Consider the following 19,253-nt stretch of genomic DNA (forward strand, 5'->3'; position numbering starts at 1 on the left):
ACAAAAAGCTGTCCGGAGTTTTTCCGAACAGCTTTCGTTTTAAATCTTTGTTAATAGAATCGCAATGACTTTGGCAGCTTGAGCCCGTGTTGAAGTTTCATGTGGGTGGAAAGTTATTTCGTTTCCGACCATCATGTTCAGTGTGTACGCTTTTTGCACATCTTTTCTCATGCTAGTACTGATGCTCTTCATATCTTTATATTGTTTAATTTCTCCCAGTTCCACTTCATTGTTTGTTGCATATTCATAGGCACGGATGATCATTGCCGCCATATGTTCACGGGTCAGCTCTTCATTCGGAGAAAATGTCTCATGTCCAGTCCCGTTCACGATACCGGCTTCAAATGCAGCTTGTACCGCTCCAGCCGCTTCTTCTGGAACATCCGTGAATTCACGTTTCTCAGATGCAGGTTCCAACCCGAGAGCATTGGCAATCATCACTGCAAATTCAACACGAGTTACGGTTTCCTGCGGTGCAAATGAAGTCTCCGATTTGCCATTCACAATGCCTTGTTGGTACAGGTCAGCGACGTATTCATGCGCCCAATGTTTCACAGGTACGTCCTTGAATTGGTGCAGGCCTTTCATTGGCTTCCCGCCGAATTCATAGATCGCCACAGTTCCGGTCACTTCGTGTGTCGCTGCCAATAAAGCAAAGCCTGTCGGGCTGTCTTCAGCCGAGATGAATTGCAGACCTTCCGGTGATACATCCCCTTTAATATCTTCACTGAAGTCACGGCTTGTGATGAATGTGACAAATGTTGGTTTCAATGGATTTGTTAAGTCATACACCATGATTCCACTTGTCCGCTCCAGCGCGATGAAGGCATATTCTTTTCCGTTTACTTTACCCGTCACAACCGTTTCAGGCTCCGGACCTTTTGCGTTGCTTCGCTTGTCGTACGCAATTTCTTCATTATCTGTATTAAAGTATTCAGGAAGAGCTTCTGCTGTAATTTCCTCGAATTCGCTGCCACTATCGAAAACTAACTGCATAGTGTCAGCATCGAAAATTGAGAAACTGCGTCCGCCATAAGAATAAAGCGCTTCGTAAATCCCTTCTTCATTAGCCCCTTGTTCAGTCGTGAGCTTCACTTTTTCCAAGTCTTCGAGTAAGCCGTCAGCAACCATTTTGTCAAGTTGCTCTTGTGTAAATCCAGCATAATGCTTACCCTTGAGCTTAATCTTATCAGCGATGTCACCGATTTCGGTTTCCTCGGAGTATGCCTCGTAATCACGCGCATCCCCTTCATTCGGAGTCAGAATGTAAGTTTTACCACCAGCTGTAAATGAAGTGATCGCATCGGGCATGTAGAAACCTAAGAGTGGCATGCGCTCAAGCTTCGTTTGATCATCGCGTTTGGCATCTAATTCATTTCCTTCGATTGAATGGTCCTTCACGCCAAGTCCCTTAACGGAAAGGATTTTGCCATTCACTAAATCGACTGTCGCAATCGCGTTATTTTCTTGCATGGATACATAGGCGGTTTTGCTGTCTTCTGAAACTGTTATGTACTCCGGTTCCAACTGTTGAAGTACGCTTCCCTTTGAATTAACGCGAACTTTGTCGTCTAAAGGAACATCTTTGAATGTAAGTGTATTTGCTTTGAATTCTTCGCCCGTCACATCAATGATGGAAATCGAACCTTCGGGATCAACGGAGTAGTCATCACTTGGTTCCCCTTCATTCGCAACAATCGCTTTCGTCCCATCAGGAGTGAATGTCACCATATCCGGTAATGAACCGACTTGCACTTTTGTTACGTATTTTCCGTCTTTATTCAAAAAAGCGATATAGCCTGGATCTGTCTTCGGATCGCTTACGACCGTAACTGCAATCAAGTCCTTTGTCGGATGGGAGGCGATGCTTGTAATATCATCCACGTTTTCAATGCCGAACTCAGAAAGGAAAACCCGTTTTTCCGACCTCACTTTTTTGAATTGACCGGATTTCAATTTCTCGAATGAAAGAATATCGAAGCCTGAAACTGCCCCGTTTGTAACGAAAGCGCGTTGAAGCTCTACATCGTACGCCATAATTTCAGTTCCGCCGATTCCGACCTTGCTATCATATTGGCCGATTTGTGTTACTTGGAAATCCTCGCCGAAGTGCTGTGTAAATGATGGTTTTGCCGCTAATGTGTTGATCGGTGCTGTGAGCAGTATGCCTGCCGCAGTTGCTGATATAAATTTCTTTCTTAAACTCATTTATGTAACCTCCCAATATCTCTTTCTATCTTTCATTCTACGAATCGAATGTAAAGTGGGGGTTAACTCTATATGAATTTTTTGTATACTTGAGGGGACAGGAATAAATTGGAGGATTACGAAGTGAACATTTTATTTTTAATCGGACCAACGATTATGATATATATTGGGTTAATCGCATTGGAGAATGTGGTGGTTACGTTTGCCCTTTTCTATGGATGGCTGCTTTTGTTGCCGATTATATTTAAGACGAAGGTGAATTTGAAGATAGACTCGAGGTCTTTATTAGCGGGAATCGTTACTGGCTTATTATCACTCGGAGCAATTTTTGGAGCTGTCGCTTTGTTGCAGGACTCGGTATTTGATTTGAATGAAGTGCGGGAACTCTTGGCGACTTGGGATTTTACTGGGGTGAAGGTGATTGGACTTGTATTTGTATTGATTTTTATTAATCCCTTTTTAGAGGAATTGTACTGGCGAGAGTTCATGTATGGACGGTTGGCGGAACGCGGTTTCGGAAAGGCAATCGGAATTACGTCATTCTTTTACGCGTTGTATCATCTGTTCACTGTCTACCTGATTTTCAGCTTTCCGTTTAATCTGATTGCAGTCCTACCGGTATTTTTATCGGGATTGATGTGGGGGTACATGCGGTTCAATTTGAAATCAATTGCCGCTCCGGTGATTAGTCACATGTTAGCGGATTTAGGGATTATGATGGTGTATTTCAGTTTTATTGCTTAATACTATAGAAACACGATGCGCCTTTCCTTATAATGGGTTTATTACACCAGGAGGATTTTTTAACCAACTATGGAAAATAACAAATGGAAGAAGATTTCTGCTGTCTTAGCCGTAGCACTTATTTTATCGATTAGTTACTCGCCTTGGAAACAGCATCAGATTGAAAAGGAATTGTTGAATGAATTTGTTCTTAATGTAAGTACTTACGCGCAATACGCATTACCGGCTATCGAAAAACCTCAATTCAAAATACAGGACTTACATGATATCGGCTTAACAAACGTTACTCCGGAAAATTTAAATGCAGTTTTAGCTGAATTAGTATCAAAATACGAGGCACAAGTAGAGATTAAACCTTTCTCTCAAGAACGAATTGTTCAAATTGTAAATGACTATTTCAAGCAATGATCCTGAAACCATCGTTTAGAAGCGGTGGTTTTTCTTTTTGGTATAAGACTAATGAGGAATACTACCTACGGCATTTTTCCTTTCCTGTCTTTGGAAAAACCCTTAGTCTGCTGCCAAGGAATAGGCCAATGCCTGTATCAATTAATGCATTCTTGTTGCCATAGCTTGACCCGCCAGTTAAGAGCTTCTGGGCATTCGATCCTGTGTCATAACCTTTCATCTCGGTCAGGTTGATATAGCTCGGCAATGCTCCGAAGTTTTCCTTAATGTATTGCTGATTGTCCCACGGAAGCCAATAAAGTGTAGAGAAGTTTCCCTTTATAAAAACCTTGAAAGGCATTTAGGAGCCAATCAAGGTTTTTATAAATATGCTTATTTAGTGTCAAACTCGGAGAAATCAAATTCAATACTGTCATCTTCATATTCATAATCACTATTTCCAATTACCTTACTTGAAATTTCTTCCTGAATAGATCTTATAATTTCTTCACTTATGCCATAGTTTCTAAATAACAATACCAAGGCATCAAAGTAAAATTGTAGATAGGGAACTACTTGATTAGCTGAGTTTATGATTTCCCTACATGGCAACCAAAATCCCCAGTTAATTATCTTTTCCTTACGATTAAAATCTGGTCCTTTCACTTCCAGTTCATGGGTACTACTGCTTGTTGAAACCACCAGATTAATAACTTAAACCCTTCCTCTCTTGAGGTAAATCTCAATTCAGATTTAATTTTTTCATTAAGAGCTTTTCTGATTTCCAAGTCTATTTTATGGCTAATCGAAAAGTTACAGTTTACTTCAGAATACAAGCTACTTGTTAATATCTCCATAAAAGGGGCTGTCCTCCTACTACTTCACACCTGGATGATTTTGGTTACCAGGTGGATCTTGTTTGTTCTTGTCATAATATCCTTGAATAGCTTTTGTTTCTACCTTTTTAATGTTTGCTGTACTTATATTTTCATTTTCATATATCACTTTTCCGCTAACTTGTGAATTGGGGTTTTGCCTTTGCAATTTATTTATTTGAGTTTGAAGTCTCTTAGGGTTTCCAGTGCTTGAAATTTGTGTCATATCTGCCTTTCCGTATTTATGCAGATCCCCATCAATCTATATCTCATACACGCCTTGGTGACATACATAATCATTAGAGTTCTTATGAAATTTTTACAGAACCCTTATTCCCAGAACCGCCAATCCTTATATATCCACTTTCATCTTTAAGAATTGTTTTGGTCTGCTCTTTCAGTCCTTTGAGGAAGTCGGACGTTTTACTCTTTAATTTACTAAAGAAACCAGGTGACTTTTTAGCGATGGTTCCAATAAACTTCGTAGCCTTCGATATACCTTTAATGACACCCTTCGTTGCGTACTTACCTGCAATTTTAGCACCCGGAATCGGAATCAGGGAAGCTACGATTCCACCGACTTCAGCCCAACGATCAACAGTTGACAGTTTCTTACCTGTCACGAGGTTGACTCCTGTCAGTGCCTGATGGATGCCTTTTACTGTCGATACCCCTGGTATCAAGTCCAAAGCTACCGATCCGCCCGACCTTAGGTTATCAGCTGATAGTATTTTTCCTTTGCTGACTTTGGACAGACCTTTAGTTTTGCTTCCAAGGAATAGTCCAATTCCCGTGTCAATTAAGGCATTCTTGATGCCGTAACTGGAGCCACCTGTTAGGAGCTTCTGGGCATTCGATCCTGTGTCATAACCTTTCATCTCGGTCAGGTTGATATAGCTTGGCAATGATCCGAAGTTTTCTTTAATGTATTGCTGGTTATCCTCTGATGCTAAAGCTGATGAAACTTGGATTTGCCAATTCCAGATGGGAAATATGTGCGACGATTCTAAACACTTCTTTTGGCTTGTGTTAACACCGCTACTATCAATAAAATGTCCATCATATCTATCCGGATCATAAATAATCTAAGACTCTTTAACCGCGATTGAAAAAGTGGCGGTGAATCATTTAGTATAAAAAACACCCACCTATCAATCAAATTAGTAAAGTCTAATTTAATACGAGGGGGTGTTTTTCTTTATGTCACTTTTAGAAGTCGATCAAGTTCATTAATTTCTGAAGAACTATACTTCCAAAATGACACCGATTTCTTCAAATGAAACTTTACTTTCAGTTAAATCTTCTTGATTTTCGCTCTCAATCATATCAATTTCTGTATCTGTTAGTCTAATTATCTCTTTTGGATTACTAATCTTTCTTTTAAATATAGAATTCATGAGAGTGACTTGTTTTTCATTCATATCGTAATACTCTACCCACGCATCGATGGAATCACTTAAATCCATCACATGCCTCTCCAAAATAAAGCCACCATTTTCAATTAATAAATCATGTTTATCACAAGCAAATAATTGATTTTTTATTCCCCAAAAGGCAGTAGTAATAACGGGAGAGATGTGCCCATTTACATTGTCTAACAAATATTGTAAGGCTTCAGTTTCTGCTAACTCAATAATTTGAGGGGGAGCACCTTTAAAATACACATTTGAACTAATTTCGCCAGAGGACATTCTGTAACTGTTCTCATTCCGAAATGCCGCAACACAATATTCGGAATGAAAAGAAATGGTACCTCTTGTTCCAGCACTGTCTTGGACACTATAATTCATCCCGTCCCACGAATGTTCATTTGCAATTTCCGGGAAATGTGAAACCATAATCGCATGAGCAATAGATGCTAAAATGCTACCTCTCCAAATTTGCTCCCTTGTCCAAGGAACATCATTAAATTCGACTGCCATAGCTTTACTCCTTATATACTTATTTTTATTTATTTGATTTTAACCTATTTTGTTTTCGAGATAGTACTTGAGCATTACTGTAACTATTTGTTCCGCCTTTATCTTTCGGTAATATATGATCTATTTGCCATTCATTATCTGGAGGAGTTATTCCTTTTTGACTTTTACTCGGTTTTACAAGATCAACACCGCCTATGTCATTCGGATCGTCAGACTTAACTACTCCCCCATTTTTCCTTTTATTTTCCTCAATAATATTTCTCTTTTGGGCAGGTGTAAAGTCCTTTCCAGCTCCTACATTTTTAGGATCTTCAAGATGTGAATAAGGTCCAACTTTAATTGCACCCTTATCCCCAGAACCGCCAATCCTTATATATCCACTTTCATCTTTAAGAATTGTTTTGGTCTGTTCTTTCAGTCCTTTGAGGAAACCAGATGTTTTATCCTTTAATTTACTAAAGAATCCAGATGACTTTTTCGCAACGTTACCAATAAAATCAGTGGCCTTCGATATGCCCTTGATAGCAGCTTTCGTCGCGTACTTACCTGCAATTTTAGCACCCGGAATCGGAATCAGGGAAGCTGCAATTCCGCCTACTTCAGCCCAACGATCAACCGTTGATAATTTCTTGCCTGTAACGAGGTTAACTCCCGTTAATGCCTGCTGGATACCTTTTACTGTGGAAACTCCTGGAATCAAGTCTAAAGCTACAGATCCACCCGATCTCAGGTTATCTGCCGACAGTATTTTCCCTTTGCTAACTTTGGAAAGGCTCTTGGTCTTGCTGCCAAGGAAAAGACCTATTCCTGTGTCGAGTAATGCATTCTTGATGCCATAGCTCGAACCGCCTGTTAGGAGCTTTTGGGTATTTGATCCGGTGTCATAGCCTTTCATCTCGGTTAGGTTGATATAGCTTGGAAGCGAGCCGAAGTTTTCCTTGATGTATTGCTGGTTGTCCTCCGACGCCAAGGCAGCTGGGACTTGGACTTGCCAGTTCCAGGCGGAATCCCGTTTGAAGGTTCCATAACTTTCTTTTGGCTCTTGAGGTACTAATAAGAACTCTCCTTGTATCACTTTGACTAAACGTTCAACGTGCTTATAATCCCATTCCTCATGAATTTGCCCGCTGAACAGCTAATTGAAGTTTTTGGAGTCTGCCTTCTGTTTTCCTTTATATTGGACCGTACTGTCTATAGTATCTCTTGAGTAATACTAATTCTCGAAGAAAAACCTTGATAAGAAAATTTCTTATCAAGGCATAGATGATGCTCTATATTAAATTGGCCAGATGTCTTGTTATATGGGTAAAATCCATACCATCTACCTTTTCATCATCGAACTTTTGTAAATATATCTTTGCGCTTTTTATTTCTCCAATTCGATAGTTGCAATATGTTTTAATCAAGAAATATGTTTTTGTTTTAAGTAGTGGAATAACAGTTAATTTATTCATAACTTCACTCTCATCAACCATTGCAAGCTTTTCATAAGAACCCCAAAGATTAAACCATTCAATTACTTCCTTAGATAGGACTTCAAAAAGACAGTCTATCGAATCCTTATCACTTAATGATAACATTCCTTTGTTTAGGCGCTTAAATTCTTGGGGTGAAACAATTTGTTCTATTCTTTGTCTTAAAATACATTCATAGTTTTTGGGTTTTTCATTAATTAACAGTTGATTTGTAACCAACTCTGGCAATCCCAATGGATGTATACATAAGTTAACAAAAAAGTAGTCACCAAAAGAGCTTCTTTGAAAATCTATTAAGTAGTATATTTCATTTTCTATTCTCCAGAATCCACTACCTCTTTTTTTGAATCCATATTCCCCTAAGAATGTTTTAACAGTTTTTAAAAAATCATTCATTTTTGATCACCTTTTTTTAGGCCCAATATATGTTGGGCTGTTTGGTTGAAATTTGGGATCAGTTGGGTCGTAGAAATCAATTTGTGTTTCAAAACCATTTTCCTCCATTAATTTTTTTCTCTTTTCAGCTGATTGTCTCCCTGAAGGGGTGTCTGGTTTAATAATTCGAACCTTATTTGAATCAGATCTACTCACTCCATCTTTCCGTACAATTTTCCCATCAGGTAGTCTGATAGTTTGTTCCGGTATCCACTCATCTCTACCCTCAAATTCCAATTGTCTATGAGCCTCTTGTCCAATTTTAGCACTATTTTTGACCTTTGGATTCTGAGTGCCTTTTCCTGTCCCTCTTAAATCAATTCCAACATTATCCCCTGCAGTTGGTTTTTCCAGTGGATAGTATTGGACACTTGGTTCTATTTTAGCTTCAGGTTTCGGCTTTTTCTTCTTAAACAGTCCACCAATAAAATCCGTAGCCTTCGATATGCCCTTGATGGCGGCTTTTGTTGCGTACTTACCTGCAATTTTAGCACCCGGAATCGGAATAAGGGAAGCTGCGATTCCGCCTACTTCCGCCCAACGATCAACCGTTGACAATTTCTTGCCTGTGACGAGGTTGACTCCTGTCAGTGCCTGCTGGATACCTTTTACTGTCGATACCCCTGGAATCAAGTCTAAAGCTACAGATCCACCCGATCTGAGGTTATCTGCCGACAGCATTTTTCCTTTGCTGACTTTGGATAGACCCTTAGTCTTGCTGCCAAGGAAAAGACCGATTCCTGTGTCGAGCAATGCATTTTTGATGCCATAGCTCGAACCGCCAGTTAAGAGCTTCTGAGCATTCGAACCGCTATCATAGCCTTTCATCTCGGTCAGGTTGATATGGCTTGGCAATGATCCGAAGTTTTCCTTGATGTATTGCTGGTTGTCCTCTGATGCCAAGGCCGCTGGGACTTTAACTTGCCAGTTCCAGACGGAATCCCGTTGGAAGGTTCCATATTCCACTATTGGAGGATTCGTAGTTGGGAATAAATCTCCGTTATCAACTTTAATAGTTCTTGAAATATGCTTATAATCCCATTCCTCATGAATTTGCCCGCTGAACAAGTAATAGAAGTTCTTGGAGTCTGCTTTCTGTTTTCCTTTGTATTCGACCGTACTGTCCACTGTATCTCTTGCATAACCTTCGAAGTTGTAGCTGTGCATCGTCATCAGTGTATCAAACGGCGGTATATCAACCTCAGGATAATAATTATCTTGTGCCAATACCCAGCTTTCGAGGCCAAATCCGAAGGCTCCTTGTGTACTGATCAGGTGGCTGAATGTTGCACTTGCACTACTGTCAAACCGGTCCATCTCCATAGCGACATGACCAGTCGGATCCCACAGATTCGCGGGATTATTCATGACATACGCATACCGGTTCTGTGTTTGTGGGTTCTTCATTTCACCTCGGTACGTATCCTGTGTCAGGAATCGCCCGACTGCCGGGTCGTACCAACGAGCGTTCATGTCTACAAGTCCCGCTTTGTCGTCATAGCGTTGGCTTGTGTAAGAGAAATGATTGTATGGTGCCGTGATACCAGTCTGGATGCCGCCGAATACGTCATAACGGTAGTTTTCGATGACATCGCCATGGCGGTCGGTTACGGCACTGACGGTATTCATTCCATCATATTGATAGTAGAGCATTCCACCGGTCGTCTTCAAATCCGGATCATGGGATGGGTTGCTCAAGCCATGGTAACCGAACATCTTACGGGATACTAATTGGTTGTTCGCTCCCATATAGTATTCTGCGTAAGGCGACCCAGCATCGCTGTATTCCTTGTGGATATTCGTTGAGAAGCCTTCGTAAAGATAGGCTGTTTCCGAGATATCCATTTGGCTTTTCAGTTCTGGATTCAGTTCACCATACTTTTTGTATAAACCAAATTTGTTCCCTTTTCCAGGGTTATTGAATGGTCCGTTCCCATTACCGAATTTATTCCCATTGCCGTTTCCGGGTTTGGTATTGCTTGGCGTACAATCTGCAAACTTCTGGTTGCCTTTACCGTTCCCATTTCCATTACCTTTGTCCGCATTCTTATCTTGGTTTTCGGCTTTTTTCTGTTGGCCTTTATTGTCTTTATTGCCATTACCTTTTTCTTACACTTCCCCTTGATCCTATTGCTACTTAAGTCTTGAATTGTCACCGTTACGATTTTACACCTATAATAGCAATTGGTGCTAATCCCTTCGGATCTCCTACATATTTTGGTCCGGATTCATGTAGAAATTATGAAAAATCTAAATCCGGTTACAGGAGAATGTAAGTGAAAGAAAAACCTTGATTGAGCGCAGAACACCCGATCAAGGTTTTACGATGATTATCTATTTAGAAATATCTGATTGTTATCATGCTTGACCCGGAACGCGGATCATAGTCCGAAGTGATTTCTCCCCATGTATATTTGCATGAGGTATTTCCAATCAGCTTTTCCAACAGGATATCATGTTCTTTTTTTCTTTCCAACTCACGTTGCTCAGACCATGAATTCCAAGAACTATCTTGATCCATTACCTTGCTAATATTTACAAGGAAAATCTTCTTTTGATTACCAAACAGCAGGGATACACTCAGCCTGATTCCATTAAATGTTTGGGGGAGTAAAGTAAACCTTGAAAAATCATTTATAATTTCCTCTTTAACGTCTGAATATAAGTCGGACTGAAGAAAATCCTGTAATGTTAATGTTGGTGATATCGCAAAAACTTTTCCACCAAATTGAATAATTCCATTAGACAAATTTCCCATTTTGCTCACCTATTCTTTAGAATAATCGAATTGATTGGTTTTAGGACACTCTCATAATCTTGAATGAAATATTGGTCAAATCCACCTTTTCCGTACTGTGGATTTGCTAATGCTTTTGAGTAACCCACTGTAATATCTTCTGTTACTACATATTGAGTCATTCCCGGTCTAAATTGACTAAAATTACCCTTGCCGACCTGAAGTCCCTCAAATATTTTAGTTGCATCATACCCAGTGGCTTTTATCAGTTCATCTGTTGTATAGAAGTTACTTTGCCCTGGTGCTCCACCCCATACCTTTGTACCTTTCTTAATGGTGATGTTTGTCCAAGCATCTACCCCTGGATAAGCACCACTACCTTGCCATTTCTTAGCTGCTTCAGCTACATCAGCTTTAACCGTGAATCTGGTAGTATTCACCACATTTGGTTCAATGACTGGTTTGATATTCGGTTTTGGTTTTATTGCCCCACCATAGAATAACGTGGCTAGTCCAAAACTGTTTAACCAATGATCCATTGAAAAGGGATCTTCTGGTGTAATTGCCCGGTCAGTCATTTCAACTATTCCAAAGGACAAATAGTTAAAAAAGTCGTACGGCGAATTCAATGCTTTTTCTGTTCTATCATCCATACCAGATTTGACTCCGCCTACCATTCCATATGAGAACCAATTGAAGAAATCGTATGGTGAATCAAATGCTTTATTAAAACGATCAATGTTAGAATTATTAAAATCAATTCCAATTCCTTTTATTTTGTCCCAGGATTTTACCCCCATATTAGTAAACTTGTCCATGAAGGATTCTACATGCAGATGTTTGGAATTTTTTATATTTGTCAATTGATCAAAGAAAATCGCATCATACGGTCCAGTAGCCCAGCTACTTTTCACCTTGAAGTTCGCATTGGCAGGTGCTGTATAGTTTTCTGCCAGGAATCTTGCGACTTCCTCTGCGCGGGATTGGGCAGATACTTTCCCCATCCACTCCTTAACGCCATCTCGGTTAAACGTAACAGGGTCAGGACCCTCAATGATATCTTTCGGTGCATAGAATCCGTCACCCAGATCTTGAACATAGCGCTTAACATAGCTATAGTACCAAGTTTCCCTTACGTCCTGCTCAAAATAGATATTGAAGTACTTCATACTGCTGTCCTGTTCTTCACCAACTATTCGGACATCCGAGAGAGGAGTTTCCCCTTTTCCATCGAAAGTCCAGAACTCGCCAATAATTCCATTGATCATAGAATATGGCTGCTGTTGGAGTACCCAATTCGGAATTGTTGTTTGACCACCAGTCATATTTTCAGCCACATGCCCCGTCGGATCCCACATATTGACCGGATTGTTCATAACGTACGCATAGCGGTTCTGTGTCTGCGGGTTCGCCATTTCGCCTCGGTACGTGTCCTGCGTGAGGAAGCGTCCGACGGTCGGGTCGTACCAGCGGGCATTCATGTCGACGAGCCCTGCTTTGTCGTCAAAGCGCTGGCTTGTGTAAGAGAAATGATTGTATGGTGCCGTGATACCGGTCTGGATGCCGCCAAATGCGTCATATCGGTAGTTTTCAATGACATCGCCGTGACGGTCGGTTACGGCATTCACCGTGTTCATGCCGTCATATTGATAATAAAGCAGTCCGCCGGTCGTCTTCAGGTCCGGATCATGGGATGGGTTGCTCAAGCCATGATAGCCGAACATCTTACGGGATACTAATTGGTTGTTCGCTCCCATGTAATATTCAGCGTAAGGCGATCCTGCATCACTGTATTCCTTATGGATATTCGTCGAAAAGCCTTCGTATTGGTAGGCTGTTTCAGTGATATCCATTTGGCTTTTTAGTTCTGGATTCAATTCGCCATACTTTTTGTATAAACCAAATTTATTTCCTTTTCCAGGGTTATTGAATGGTCCGTTCCCGTTACCGAATTTATTCCCATTGCCGTTTCCAGGTTTGGAATCGCTTGGCGTACAACCTGCAAACTTCTGGTTGCCTTTACCATTACCGTTTCCGTTTGCACTTCCATTGCCTTTGTCCGCATTCTTTTCCTGGTTTTCGGCTTTTTTCTGTTGGCCTTTATTGTCCTTGTTACCTTTACTATTGCCATTGCCTTTTTCTTTGTCTTGACCCTTGGCAATGCCTTCGTAATCCTTCCAGGACATTTCTTCACGGAACACTTTCCGTCCTAATCCATCGTATGCATAGCTTGCGTAGCTACCATCCTCGAAGTCGATGTTGATGAGACGGTTCCAGCCATCGTATGAATAGTAGGCAGTACCTTTATCCGTTGTACGAGAAATTGCATTGCCGTTTGAATCGTACTCGAAGCTTACATCGTTAGCTGATAAAAGCTGGTTGATGGCATTATATTGATACGTCGTTGTTCCTTCATCGGTTGTCATGCTTAAACGGTTGCCGACTGCATCATACGAATAATTTACTTTGTTGAATGGTTTAACGAGATAATCGGGCTGCTCGTCAATCGGTTTGATCCCCTCTTCAGTCTCTTCTGAAGAATCATCCGGGATATAACCTGATTGGCCAGGAGGGCAGAAGTTAATCTTGTCGTTTGCATTGCCATTTCCGTTTCCTTTGCCATTCGAGTTGCCGTTTCCATTATTTCCGGAATTCCCGTTTCCTCCGCCATTGGAGCCTCCATTACCATTGCCATTATTAGCAATCGTAATAGAAGAAGTGGATACGGTTTTATCCTCACCGGAGTTTCCTTCTTCACTGCCTTCAGGCGGTGTGTCTGGCTGATTCTTTAGATTAAGAATCTTGTCCTTCGGATAGGTCACTTCTGTCAAACGGTTCAATGGATCGTACGTGTAAGTAGATGTTGCACCATCTTCTTCAATCTGCTTCACACGGTTTCCTGCTGCATCGTATTCGTAAGCGAATGAAGATAAGATGGATTCTCCTTTAAGGTTTGCCACGTTGGTCAAGTTACCGTCTTCATCAAATGATCGTGAAATCCGGTTACCATTTGCCAAACTACGGTCCACTTCACGGCCAAGTGCATCATAGGCAAATGATGTGACATTTTCATCCGGCTCCATGACACTGACCATTTGGTTGCGCTCGTCATACGTATACGTCGTCGTACGATCCTCACTATTCGTCAAAGACAATAGATTGCCGACTGCATCGTAAGAATAATCAATCGCCTTATCCAAATGGACATTGTATTGGCGGGTCATTTGACCGAGCGCATCGTAAGTATACTGGTCAGTCGAGTATGGCGAAACCATGGATGTACGTTGTCCAAGTTCATCATAGCCGAATTCAAAACGCTCACCGTTCGATTCATAGGCTGTGGTCAAGCCGATTGCATTATAGGAATAATCCACATTGGATCCATTCGGCTGGATCATCTTCGTCATTTGGCCAGCTGCATCGTATTGATAGCTTGTCTCGATATTTAATGCGTTTGTTTCACGAGTCATTTGACCCAATAGATTGTATTGGAACGATGACGTGTTGCCATTTGCATCTTGAATCGAGCTGACCATGCTTAATGCATTATAGGAATAATTCGTTTTACCATTTAATGCATCCGTCGTTTCCTTCAAACGGTTCAACGGGTCATAGCTATAGTTCGTTTCATTCCCAAGCGGTTCTATTTCGCTTATGACATTGCCATTCTCATCGTAATCGTATTTAAAAATAGAACCTTTCGGTGTCTTCATCTCTTTGAGACGGTTCAACGGGTCATAGGTATAGCTTGTCTTTTCTCCTAAAGCATCCAGGACCTCGGTTACATTGCCAATCTTGTCATATGCCCATTTGGTGTCAAAACCTTTTGCATCCGTTTGTTTAATCAATCGTCCAACCGCATCATAGGCATACTCATTTGAATGATGATTAGGGTCTGTCTCTTTCAGTAGATTCCCTTCAGCATCGTATTCGTAGCTGTACGCATTGCCTAATGGATTTGTTACTTGAGTTAAATAACCCAATTCGTTGTAGTCATACTGCCAAGCGTGACCCTTCACATCTGTCATCTTCACTAGCTGATTCAGCCTGTTATAGTCATAGCTAGTTGAAGCGTTCAGTGCATTCGTTTCCTTCTTGAGGTTACCGATCAAGTCGTACTCATAGCTACTATGAGCGTTCAGTGGGTTTGTCTCTTTCACCGTACGGTAAAGTGCATCATACTCGTACTTCCACTGTCCCCCTTCCGGATCGACAATGGATAATAAATTACCTGCTGCATCATACTCATAATTTTCTGAACCGCCAGAGGGGTACGTAATCTGAGTCAGCTGATTTTTCGCATCATAGTTGTACGTTGTCTGCTCACTTAATGGATTGATTTCTTTCGATAGGTTACCTGCCAAATCGTACTCATAGCTGTACGTTTGCCCACGTTTATCTGTGTATTTGGTCAGGTTGCCAACAGCATCATATGCATGCTTTTCGACTTGCTTAAGCGGGTCGATAATGTCAATCATCCGGCCAAGCGCGTCATATTTGTAAGACGTCTCATGGCCTTCCGCATTTGTCACTTTCGTCAACTGATCGAGCGCATCATAGCTATAGACGGTTGTTTCGCCTTCAGCATTCGTTTCCTTCACTTGGTTTATCTTGTCCAAGTAGTCATACTTCGTCGTCTCGTTCAAACGGTTTGTTTCGGATACGATACGGCCAAGGGCATCGTAACTGTATTTCGTTTCATTTTTTAATGGATCTACGATTTTCTTCAATTGGCCTAATGCATCGTATTTGTACTCGGTTTTATTACCGAGTGGATCTTTCAAGGAAGTGATCCGGCTTAGTGCATCGTATTCATAAGCCGTTACCTGCTTCTCGGCATTGACTTCTTTAACTAATCGTCCAGTCACATCATATTCGTAAACCGTTTCTCCCTTTAACGGATCTACAATCTTTGTTGTTTGTCCTAAAGGATTGTATTCAAAGGAAGTCGAATTGCCTAACGGGTCTTTATAGTTTTTCACTTCGCCTACAGCGTTGTAATTCAGTTCTTCCACATGACCGAGCGCATCCTTGATGGAAACCAATTGTCCAAGCTCGTTGTAGTCAAAGCTTGTCTTGTTCCCTTTCGGATCAATTTCTGCAATGGTCCGGCCAAGGGCATCGTATTCATTCTTCCAGATAGCGCCGTTTGGTCCAGTCAATTTCTCCACTCCGCCAAGCGGATGGTATTCATACGTCCAACTATTGCCTAACGGATCCTTTGTTGTTACTAAGCGGCCAAGTTCGTCGTATTCAAATGTCGAAACATTTCCAAGCGGGTCTTTGAAGGATTCAATATTTCCGAGCACGTCATAAGACAGCGTTTGGGTTCCTTTGAGATCGGTAATCGTCTCAATATTGCCCGATTCGTCATACGTGTACGTCGTCTCTTGGCCAAGTGGATTGATCATTTTCTCAAGACGGCCAAATTTATCGTACTTAAATTCAACTTGCTCTCCATCGACCTGAATCTGTTTGACGATTTGATCCAATACATTATATTCATATTCCGTTTCCTGCCCCAATGCGTCGATTGCTTTTACAAGACGACCGGCTTTGTCGTACTCGAATTTCGATTCATTGCCTAATGCATCGACAATGGAGATAGGCTGTTTTTGTTTGTTATACGTGTAAGTGATCTTTCCGCCGTTCGGTTGTGTGTAGACGGTTTTATTCTCTTTATCGTTGTACGCCCATTTGTGGACACGCCCGATGGCATCCTTCTGCTCGGTCAAACGATCAAGCTTGTCATACTCGAATTCGACCGTATTACCTTTCGGGTCTTTTGTTTCAATTAAACGGCCTGCGTTATCGTAGTTATACTCAATAGTTTCTTGCAGCGGATTGGTAACCGTTTTTATCCATCCGTTTGCGTTGTACGTATATTTATAAACGCCTCCAGCAGGATCGGTCTTTGTTTTCATCTGTCCTTGCTCATCAAATGTATAGGACATTTTCTGGTTTAGCGGATTCTGGACTTTTTCCAGTTGGTCACCGGCAGCATAAGAGAATGATTGGTTTGCTCCATTCCGTTGCATTGACGATGTCAGGCGTTTCATCGGATCGTAATCGAACGTCTCTTTCGTTCCATCGCTGTACGTCTTTTCCTTGATTAGGCCAAGATTGTTGTACGTATAATTGATGGATTCGCCTGTTGCCAACTTTTCAGTCTTTAAGTTCCCATAAGCATCATACGTATAGTTCGTAGAGCGTTTATACGGATCGGTAATAGTTGTGATGCGTCCTGCACTATCATACGCATAGTCGGTCTTTCTGCCGAGCAAATCGATGATAAAGTCGAGCTGCCCTTTTGAATTGTATTCGTATTTCAGAGTGCCATTTGAACTGGTTACTTCTTTTATTCCATAAGGGCCGTGAATATAAGAAACTTCTTCAAAAATATTCTTCGTTTTAGTAGTCCGCCCGACCGCATCCCGTTCGAAGGTCGTTTCCTGACCAAGCGGATTCACTAATTTCTCCACTTGTCCTGCTTCGTCATATTCGTATTTGAAAACACGACCGATGGCATCCGTGAACGTATGAAGCTGGCCGAGATCATCGTAGGCGTAGTTGTTTTTATTGCCAAGCGGATCCGTAACAGATTCAATCCGTCCCGCTTTGTCGTACTTGTAGGACGTGACATTATTGCCTTCCGTCTTCTTTAACAGTCGTCCAGCAGCATCATTTTCCAAGGAAACTTTTGCCTGCCCTGGATTTTGGTAAGCCGTCATATGCCCTAATGCGTTAAAGCTGTAATCCGTCACTTCACCAAGTGCATTGACGATTTTGTCGATATTGCCATTCGCATCGTATTGATACGTTAAGTCTTCTGAATTTTCATCGAGCACTTGCGTCAACTGCCCACGGTGGTCGTATCCGAACTGTGCTGTTATTCCATTTTCCGTTTTCTTCGTCACATTTCCTTGTGCGTCATATTCGTATGATAGAGAGCGTCCATCCGAATACGTGACCTTGGTCGGAAGATCCCATTTTTCATGGTATTGATAACTAACTGTCAAACCGTCCGGGTAGGTCTCTTTGACTTTATTGCCATCCTTGTACTGATAAGAAGTGGTTCCTGCTTCCGTCGTTTGGGAAAGTAGATTTCCATCCTCATCGTATTGGAAGCTGATTGTTTTGCTGAGTGGGTCCGTTTGCTTCGTGATATTCCCTTTATCGACTTCATAATTCCACACTTTGTCCAGTGCATTTTTCTTCGTGACTTTCGTTACTTCCTTGCCATTTGCTTGATAACTATATGAATAAATGACGTTACCTTTTTCGTTTTTGATGGATGTTACACGGTCATTGCCATCATAGCCGTACGAAACAGTCTCCCCTTCACCATTTGTGACGCTGGTGATCCGGTTGCTGCTATCGTAACCATAGGAAATGCTGCGTCCATCTGGCGTTGTCACTTTCGTCAAGCGCTTCTGGCCATCGTATGTATAAATTGTAGACTGATTCAACGGATCAATGACTTCTGTAATGACATCACCGTTCCAGATGAGGCGGATTCTGCGGTTACTCGTGTCATAGATCGTCGTGAGCTTTCCGTTGCTGTCATACTCGAATCGGGTGGTATTGCCATAGCGATCTTTCCATTCGGTCATCTTACCCACTTTTGGATCTTGATCTTTACGCCAAGGGGCAAAATAACCGTTGTATGTAACAGTCATTCCTTTTTCAGTTGTTACTTCATAGTCAAACTGACTATTCCGCTTTAACTTGTCACCGTTGACTGCAGTCTTGTAGGAACCTTTATGAAGTTCATAGTTCGTCATGTCATCCCCATCGTATTCGGTAATAAAACCATCGGGGTCATCTTTGACGAATTCATAATTTAGTACGGTGCCATCTGCCCGGGTTTCGGCAATTGCAAATTCGGCAAACATTTGTAGATTAGAGTGATAGTTGTAATCCCAGCCAATTCCAAAAGCTCCGACTTCGGTACGGTCACTTGAGTATGTACGTTTCAACTCAAAGTCATATCCGATTCCCGGAATGAGTAGATCACTTTCGTCCATTGAAAGAGTTCCGGTTGATAGTTTGACCTTTTCCTCAAATGAACTGATTGGCGAAATTGGTCCATGATCGGCTGATACACTTGTCCCCGTACTTGCAGCTGGAGACATTTGTTCTAAGTTGGTTGTTGGAATTGCTGGTGATGATGATTGGTCTAGTTGGGGTAAATACGGGTTTTGCTGATTGAAATCTGGAAGATAGTCCAAGATGGAATTGGTGTCCATCATTGAATTGTTTGGTCCTGCTGCAAGTGCTTGCATAGGATAAGTAAAGATACTTGAGACGATTAGTAAAATAGATAATAAAATAGCAAAAGCTTGTCTAAGAATTTGTTTCTCTCTCTTGTTCAATTCGTTTTCCCCTTACCTTTCTCTTTCTCTCTTGGGTGAAGGATGGATGTGAGCCAATAGAAAAACCCCCTTTCAAGCATGGGGCGGCCATGACG

The 19,253-nt window shown here is 41.5% G+C and carries 14 protein-coding genes; 2 read left to right on the forward strand and 12 right to left on the reverse strand.

Annotated features, from left to right (window positions below; translation table 11 throughout):
- Positions 1 to 39 precede the first annotated feature (39 nt).
- Positions 40 to 2,208 (reverse strand): choice-of-anchor I family protein, encoded by a 2,169-nt coding sequence (locus ACFOZY_RS09315; protein ID WP_378154642.1) that lies wholly within the window; start codon positions 2,206 to 2,208, stop codon positions 40 to 42.
- 123 nt (positions 2,209 to 2,331) lie between these two features.
- Here ACFOZY_RS09315 and ACFOZY_RS09320 point away from each other — a divergent pair, with 123 nt between their 5' ends.
- Both ACFOZY_RS09320 and ACFOZY_RS09325 read left to right on the forward strand, forming a co-directional pair.
- Entirely contained in the window at positions 2,332 to 2,952 is a 621-nt protein-coding gene (locus tag ACFOZY_RS09320; protein WP_378154644.1) for a CPBP family intramembrane glutamic endopeptidase, read from the forward strand.
- A gap of 69 nt (positions 2,953 to 3,021) precedes the next feature.
- Positions 3,022 to 3,360 carry a hypothetical protein gene (locus ACFOZY_RS09325; RefSeq protein ID WP_378154646.1) on the forward strand — a complete coding sequence of 113 codons (339 nt, stop codon included), beginning with the start codon at positions 3,022 to 3,024 and terminating at the stop codon, positions 3,358 to 3,360.
- A gap of 61 nt (positions 3,361 to 3,421) precedes the next feature.
- Here ACFOZY_RS09325 and ACFOZY_RS09330 read toward each other — a convergent pair whose 3' ends face one another.
- From ACFOZY_RS09330 to ACFOZY_RS09380, 11 genes are all read right to left on the reverse strand, one after another.
- On the reverse strand, positions 3,422 to 3,700 hold the full coding sequence (locus ACFOZY_RS09330; protein WP_378154649.1) for a hypothetical protein: 279 nt from the start codon (positions 3,698 to 3,700) through the stop codon (positions 3,422 to 3,424).
- A gap of 32 nt (positions 3,701 to 3,732) precedes the next feature.
- Entirely contained in the window at positions 3,733 to 4,041 is a 309-nt protein-coding gene (locus tag ACFOZY_RS09335; protein ID WP_378154652.1) for a hypothetical protein, read from the reverse strand.
- Between the two features lie 174 nt (positions 4,042 to 4,215).
- On the reverse strand, positions 4,216 to 4,440 hold the full coding sequence (locus tag ACFOZY_RS09340) for a hypothetical protein (RefSeq protein ID WP_378154654.1): 225 nt from the start codon (positions 4,438 to 4,440) through the stop codon (positions 4,216 to 4,218).
- A gap of 82 nt (positions 4,441 to 4,522) precedes the next feature.
- Positions 4,523 to 5,092, reverse strand: a complete 570-nt coding sequence (locus ACFOZY_RS09345) for a pre-toxin TG domain-containing protein (protein ID WP_378154656.1) — start codon at positions 5,090 to 5,092, stop codon at positions 4,523 to 4,525.
- Positions 5,093 to 5,458: 366 nt separating this feature from the next.
- On the reverse strand, positions 5,459 to 6,136 hold the full coding sequence (locus tag ACFOZY_RS09350; RefSeq protein ID WP_378154658.1) for a hypothetical protein: 678 nt from the start codon (positions 6,134 to 6,136) through the stop codon (positions 5,459 to 5,461).
- A 25-nt stretch (positions 6,137 to 6,161) separates the two neighbouring features.
- Positions 6,162 to 7,031: a pre-toxin TG domain-containing protein gene (locus ACFOZY_RS09355; RefSeq protein WP_378154660.1), complete on the reverse strand. Its 870-nt coding sequence runs from the start codon at positions 7,029 to 7,031 to the stop codon at positions 6,162 to 6,164.
- A 376-nt stretch (positions 7,032 to 7,407) separates the two neighbouring features.
- Positions 7,408 to 8,007 (reverse strand): DUF4304 domain-containing protein, encoded by a 600-nt coding sequence (locus tag ACFOZY_RS09360; RefSeq protein WP_378154662.1) that lies wholly within the window; start codon positions 8,005 to 8,007, stop codon positions 7,408 to 7,410.
- A gap of 6 nt (positions 8,008 to 8,013) precedes the next feature.
- Positions 8,014 to 9,891, reverse strand: a complete 1,878-nt coding sequence (locus tag ACFOZY_RS09365; RefSeq protein ID WP_378154664.1) for an RHS repeat-associated core domain-containing protein — start codon at positions 9,889 to 9,891, stop codon at positions 8,014 to 8,016.
- 20 nt (positions 9,892 to 9,911) lie between these two features.
- The gene (locus ACFOZY_RS09370; RefSeq protein ID WP_378154666.1) at positions 9,912 to 10,145 is read right to left on the reverse strand and encodes a hypothetical protein; all 234 of its coding nucleotides are present in this window, start codon (positions 10,143 to 10,145) and stop codon (positions 9,912 to 9,914) included.
- A 239-nt stretch (positions 10,146 to 10,384) separates the two neighbouring features.
- Positions 10,385 to 10,795, reverse strand: a complete 411-nt coding sequence (locus tag ACFOZY_RS09375; RefSeq protein ID WP_378154668.1) for a hypothetical protein — start codon at positions 10,793 to 10,795, stop codon at positions 10,385 to 10,387.
- A 14-nt stretch (positions 10,796 to 10,809) separates the two neighbouring features.
- Positions 10,810 to 19,158, reverse strand: coding sequence for an RHS repeat-associated core domain-containing protein (locus tag ACFOZY_RS09380; protein WP_378154670.1), 8,349 nt, complete (start codon positions 19,156 to 19,158; stop codon positions 10,810 to 10,812).
- Positions 19,159 to 19,253 lie beyond the last annotated feature (95 nt).

It is taken from the genome of Chungangia koreensis, from assembly GCF_042651785.1.
In the GTDB taxonomy this organism is placed as follows: Bacteria; Bacillota; Bacilli; order Bacillales_A; family Planococcaceae; genus Chungangia; species Chungangia koreensis.

What these genes read in the sequence shown, in the direction of transcription:
- ACFOZY_RS09315 (WP_378154642.1), bottom strand. Translation starts at nt 2,208, where the DNA reads ATGAGTTTAAGAAAGAAATTTATATCAGCAACTGCGGCAGGCATACTG.
- ACFOZY_RS09325 (WP_378154646.1), top strand. Translation starts at nt 3,022, where the DNA reads ATGGAAAATAACAAATGGAAGAAGATTTCTGCTGTCTTAGCCGTAGCA.
- ACFOZY_RS09330 (WP_378154649.1), bottom strand. Translation starts at nt 3,700, where the DNA reads ATGCCTTTCAAGGTTTTTATAAAGGGAAACTTCTCTACACTTTATTGG.
- ACFOZY_RS09340 (WP_378154654.1), bottom strand. Translation starts at nt 4,440, where the DNA reads ATGACACAAATTTCAAGCACTGGAAACCCTAAGAGACTTCAAACTCAA.
- ACFOZY_RS09345 (WP_378154656.1), bottom strand. Translation starts at nt 5,092, where the DNA reads ATGAAAGGTTATGACACAGGATCGAATGCCCAGAAGCTCCTAACAGGT.
- ACFOZY_RS09350 (WP_378154658.1), bottom strand. Translation starts at nt 6,136, where the DNA reads ATGGCAGTCGAATTTAATGATGTTCCTTGGACAAGGGAGCAAATTTGG.
- ACFOZY_RS09355 (WP_378154660.1), bottom strand. Translation starts at nt 7,031, where the DNA reads ATGAAAGGCTATGACACCGGATCAAATACCCAAAAGCTCCTAACAGGC.
- ACFOZY_RS09360 (WP_378154662.1), bottom strand. Translation starts at nt 8,007, where the DNA reads ATGAATGATTTTTTAAAAACTGTTAAAACATTCTTAGGGGAATATGGA.
- ACFOZY_RS09365 (WP_378154664.1), bottom strand. Translation starts at nt 9,891, where the DNA reads ATGGATATCTCGGAAACAGCCTATCTTTACGAAGGCTTCTCAACGAAT.
- ACFOZY_RS09370 (WP_378154666.1), bottom strand. Translation starts at nt 10,145, where the DNA reads ATGGCAATAAAGACAATAAAGGCCAACAGAAAAAAGCCGAAAACCAAG.